The 4,290-nt window shown below is 71.6% G+C and carries 4 protein-coding genes; all 4 read right to left on the bottom strand.

Features of this window, described 5'->3' with window-relative positions; genetic code table 11:
- Nucleotides 1–81: 81 nt before the first annotated feature.
- Complete coding sequence (locus ACYVE9_RS17460) at nucleotides 82–609, bottom strand: GNAT family N-acetyltransferase (RefSeq protein WP_461028806.1); 528 nt, start codon at nucleotides 607–609, stop codon at nucleotides 82–84.
- Between the two features lie 300 nt (nucleotides 610–909).
- Nucleotides 910–1,668, bottom strand: a complete 759-nt coding sequence (locus ACYVE9_RS17455; RefSeq protein WP_461028805.1) for a phosphoglyceromutase — start codon at nucleotides 1,666–1,668, stop codon at nucleotides 910–912.
- 151 nt (nucleotides 1,669–1,819) lie between these two features.
- Nucleotides 1,820–4,087: an alpha-xylosidase gene (gene yicI, locus ACYVE9_RS17450; protein WP_461028804.1), complete on the bottom strand. Its 2,268-nt coding sequence runs from the start codon at nucleotides 4,085–4,087 to the stop codon at nucleotides 1,820–1,822.
- The coding region (locus ACYVE9_RS17445; protein ID WP_461028803.1) for a carbohydrate-binding protein at nucleotides 4,084–4,290 on the bottom strand (207 nt) is incomplete at its 5' end. The genes ACYVE9_RS17445 and yicI, both read right to left, overlap by 4 nt.

Here is a 4,290-nt window from a genome sequence, read left to right as displayed (position 1 = left end):
CCGGAGCCGGGCGACAGGCGGCGGGCGGCCACCGGGCACGCCGGGCAGCGCCGGAGCCTCGCGGGGCCCGCCCGGGCGACGTCAGAGGCGGAGTTCGCCCTCAAGCAGGCCCATCGTGAACATGTCGTACCACCGGCCGTCGCGCCGGAACGCCTGCCGCAGCGTGCCCTCCTCGACGAAGCCCACCTTGCGGTACACGTGGTGCGCCGCGTGGTTCTCGGTGACGACGGTCAACGTGATCCGGTGCAGCCGCATCTTGTCGAAGCCGTACCGGCAGATCGCCCGCACCGCGTCGGTGGCGTGGCCGCGTCCCCAGTAGTCCTTCTCGCCGAGGTAGATGTCCAACTCGGCGCAGCCCTCCTCCGGTTCGGCGCCGCTCAGGTGGACGAGCCCGATGAGCCGCCCGTCGGCCGCCGCCTCGACGCCGTACAGCACGTCGTTGTACGTGTTGCGCGGCAGCTCCTCCAGCCACTTCCTGACCCGCGTCGGGGACTGGGCGTACCCGTCCCGCATCCAGCGCATGACCTCCGGGTCGTGGTTCCAGCGCCACAACGCGTCGGCGTCCGACGGCACCATCGCCCGCAACCTCACCAGCTCACCTGGCACCACGGCGGCCACTCCCCTCCGGCACATGATCGACCCGCCCGTCCGGGCAGAGGCTACGGGACCGGTTCGGCGCGCATCCCTGGGCTCGGGGCGGCCGACCGCTGGACCTCTGCGTACGGCAGGAACGGACCGGCCAGTCCGGACGTGCGCGCGACGCACTGCTAGGCCACCGTCCGTCTCTCCCCAGAGGAGAAGCTCTGGCCATCTGACGGGACTGACGCCGAGCGCACCACAGGCCATGGGCAGCGTCGAGCCCCCTGCCCGCGACGGATCGCGGACAGGGGGCTCGGTCGGTGCGGCTTACTACTTCTTGCCCTGGTTCTTCACGGCCTCGATGGCGGCCTTGGCGGCGTCCGGGTCGAGGTAGGTGCCGCCCGGGTTGAGGGGGCGGAAGGCGTCGTCGAGGTCGTACTTGAGGGGGATGCCGGTGGGGATGTTCAGGCCGGCGATCTCCTCGTCGGAGACGCCGTCGAGGTGCTTGACGAGGGCGCGCAGGCTGTTGCCGTGGGCGGCGACGAGCACGACGCGGCCGGTCAGGAGGTCGGGCACGATGCTGTCGTACCAGTACGGCAGCATCCGGGTGACGACGTCCTTGAGGCACTCGGTGCGGGGGCGCAGCTCCGGCGGGATGGTGGCGTAGCGCGCGTCGTCGCTCTGCGACCACTCGGCGCCGTCCTCCAGCTCCGGCGGCGGCGTGTCGTAGGAGCGGCGCCACAGCATGAACTGCTCCTGGCCGAACTCGGCGAGCGTCTCCGCCTTGTTCTTGCCCTGGAGGGCGCCGTAGTGCCGCTCGTTGAGGCGCCAGGAGCGGTGCACGGGGATCCAGAGCCGGTCGGCGGACTCCAGCGCGAGCTGCGCGGTGCGGATGGCCCGCTTCTGGAGCGAGGTGTGCAGGACGTCGGGCAGCAGGCCGGCGTCCTTGAGCAGCTCGCCGCCGCGGACAGCCTCCTTCTCGCCCTTGTCGGTGAGGTTGACGTCCACCCAGCCGGTGAACAGGTTCTTCGCGTTCCATTCGCTCTCGCCGTGGCGGAGGAGGATCAGCTTGTACGGTGCGTCGGCCATGTCGGCAAGCCTAATGGGTGGGGCGGGACGGGCCCCGGTGGTGCCCGGCCATCGGACAGCGCTGGTCAGCGGCTCCCCCGCGTGGGCGGGAGGCGCCGGGTTCCGGACGCCTCCCGCCCGCGCGGCGGGGAACTGCCGCACCGGTCGGGGCTCAGGGCAGGGTGAGGGTCAGGGTGCCGCTGCCCTCGGTGGTGGCGCTGCCGGCCTCCAGCCGGTAGCGGCGGGTGTCGTCGTCGGGGGTGGCGATCAGGGTGTCGCCGTCCCGGCGGACGCGGTAGGTGGCCGCGGGGCGGCCCGCGGCGTCGGGCACGGTGACGGTGGTGTCGAGGCCGGGCGGCGGTGCGAAGACCCGCAGGGTGAGGCCGTCCAGCCAGTCGCCGTCGGGGCGCTGCTCGTCGGCGCCGACGGGCAGCACCGCGCCGGGCCTGACCAGCAGCGGCAGGCTGTCGAAGCCGTGGGTCTCCTGCCGCCAGGCCGGGCCGGTGACCGTCTCGCCGGTGAGCAGCCTGGTCCAGGTGCCTTCCGGCACGTAGTACTCGACGTTCCCGTCGGCGGTGAAGACGGGGGCGACGAGCAGGTCCGGGCCGAGCATGTACTGGCGGTCCAGGGAGCGGCAGGCGGGGTCGTCGGGGAACTCCAGGACCATCGGCCGCATCGTCGGCACACCGGTGTGGTGGGCCTCGGCGGCGGCACCGTACAGGTACGGCATCAGGCGGTGCTTGAGGCGGGTGAACTTGCGGGTGACGTCGACGGCCTCCTCGCCGAACTCCCACGGCACCCGGTAGGAGACGTTGCCGTGCAGCCGGCTGTGGGAGGAGAGCAGGCCGAAGGCGAGCCAGCGTTTGAAGACCGCCGGGTCGGGTGTGCCTTCGAAGCCGCCGATGTCGTGGCTCCAGAAGCCGAAGCCGGACAGGCTGAGCGAGAGGCCGCCGCGCAGTGACTCGGCCATCGCGTTGAACGAGGCGAAGCAGTCGCCGCCCCAGTGCACGGGGTACTGCTGGCCGCCGGCGGTGGCCGAGCGGGCGAAGAGCACCGCCTCGCCGTGGCCGCGTTCCTTCTCCAGCAGCTCGAAGACGGTCCGGTTGTAGAGGTGCGTGTAGTAGTTGCGCATGCGCTCGGGGTCGGAGCCGTCGTGCCAGACGACGTCGGTGGGCACGCGCTCGCCGAAGTCGGTCTTGAAGCAGTCGACACCCTGGTCGAGCAGCGGGCGGAGCTTGCCCGCGAACCACTCGCGGGCCTCGGGGTGGGTGAAGTCGACCAGTGCCATGCCGGGTTGCCACAGGTCCCACTGCCAGACGTCGCCGTTGGCCCGTTTGACGAGGTAACCGAGTTCGGCCGCCTCCTCGAACAGGGCGGACTTCTGGGCGATGTAGGGGTTGATCCACATGCTGATGCGCAGGCCGCGTTCCTTGAGCCGCCTGAGCATGCCGTCCGGGTCGGGGAAGACGTCCGGGTCCCACCGGAAGTCCGACCACTGGTACTCGCGCATCCAGAAGCAGTCGAAGTGGAAGACGGTGAGCGGGATGTCGCGGGCCGCCATGCCGTCGACGAAGGAGCTGACGGTCTCCTCGTCGTAGGCCGTGCAGAAGGACGTGGTGAGCCACAGGCCGAAGGACCAGGCGGGCGGCAGTGCCGGGCGGCCGGTGAGCGCGGTGTAGCGGGCGAGCACGTCCTTCGGGGTGGGCCCGGCGATGACGTAGTACTCCAGCGACTGGTCCTCGACGCTGAACTGGACCTGCCCGACGGACTCGGACCCGACTTCGAAGGACACCCTGCCGGGATGGTTGACGAACACGCCGTAGCCGCGTGAGGAGAGGTAGAACGGCACGTTCTTGTAGGCGAGTTCGCTGCTGGTGCCGCCGTCGGCCTGCCAGATGTCGACGGTCTGGCCGTTCTTGACGTAGGGCGTGAAGCGCTCGCCGAGCCCGTAGACGTTCTCCCCGACGGCCAGGGCGAGTTGGGCGATCATGTGGTGGCTGCCGTCGTCGACGGTCGCGAAGGCGGTGCCCTTCGGTTCGACGGCGGTGAGGGGGCGCCCTTCGCCGTCGAGGAACTGGATGCCCCAGGCCGCGTCGCGGTCGAGGCGGGCGGTGAGCGGGCCGCTGGTCAGTTCGGTGACGGACCCGTCCCTGGTGGTACGGGCCACCCCTCCCGCTCGGGCGCCCGGCAGGTCGAAGTCCGGCCCCCGGCGGGCCCGGCCCGCGTGGTGGGTGGCGCGGACGCCGATGACGCCCTCGGCCGGGGAGAAGCACTCGACGGTGATCAGTGGGGAGTTGAGGGTGTCGCCCCGGCCCCTGACGTGCTTGTCGGCGGCGTAGGCGGTGAAGCGGTCGGGCTCGATGCGCAGGTCTCGGACCTGCGCGGCGTAGGTGGCCCGGACGCCTTCACGCATGAGCCAGAAACCGTCGGTGAACTTCATGAGCCATTCCTTGCCGTGGTCGGGTGCCGGTCCCCCGGGCGGAGGAAGTCCAGGCGGGCCAGGCGGACCGGGCCGCGCAGCACGACGTGCAGGTCCCGCACCCCGCTGAGGGAGACGCGGGCGTGCAGGGTCGTCCAGTGGTGGACGCCTCCGGTCGCCGGCACCGCGACGGTGGTCGACGCGGCGGAGGACGGCGCCGGGGA

The sequence above is a fragment of the Streptomyces sparsus genome, assembly GCF_054776295.1.
The sequence above is the reverse complement of the archived record's forward strand: the minus strand, read 5'-3'. Positions and strand labels throughout refer to the sequence as shown.

What these genes read in the sequence shown, in the direction of transcription:
- ACYVE9_RS17455 (WP_461028805.1), bottom strand. Translation starts at nt 1,668, where the DNA reads ATGGCCGACGCACCGTACAAGCTGATCCTCCTCCGCCACGGCGAGAGC.
- yicI (WP_461028804.1), bottom strand. Translation starts at nt 4,087, where the DNA reads ATGAAGTTCACCGACGGTTTCTGGCTCATGCGTGAAGGCGTCCGGGCC.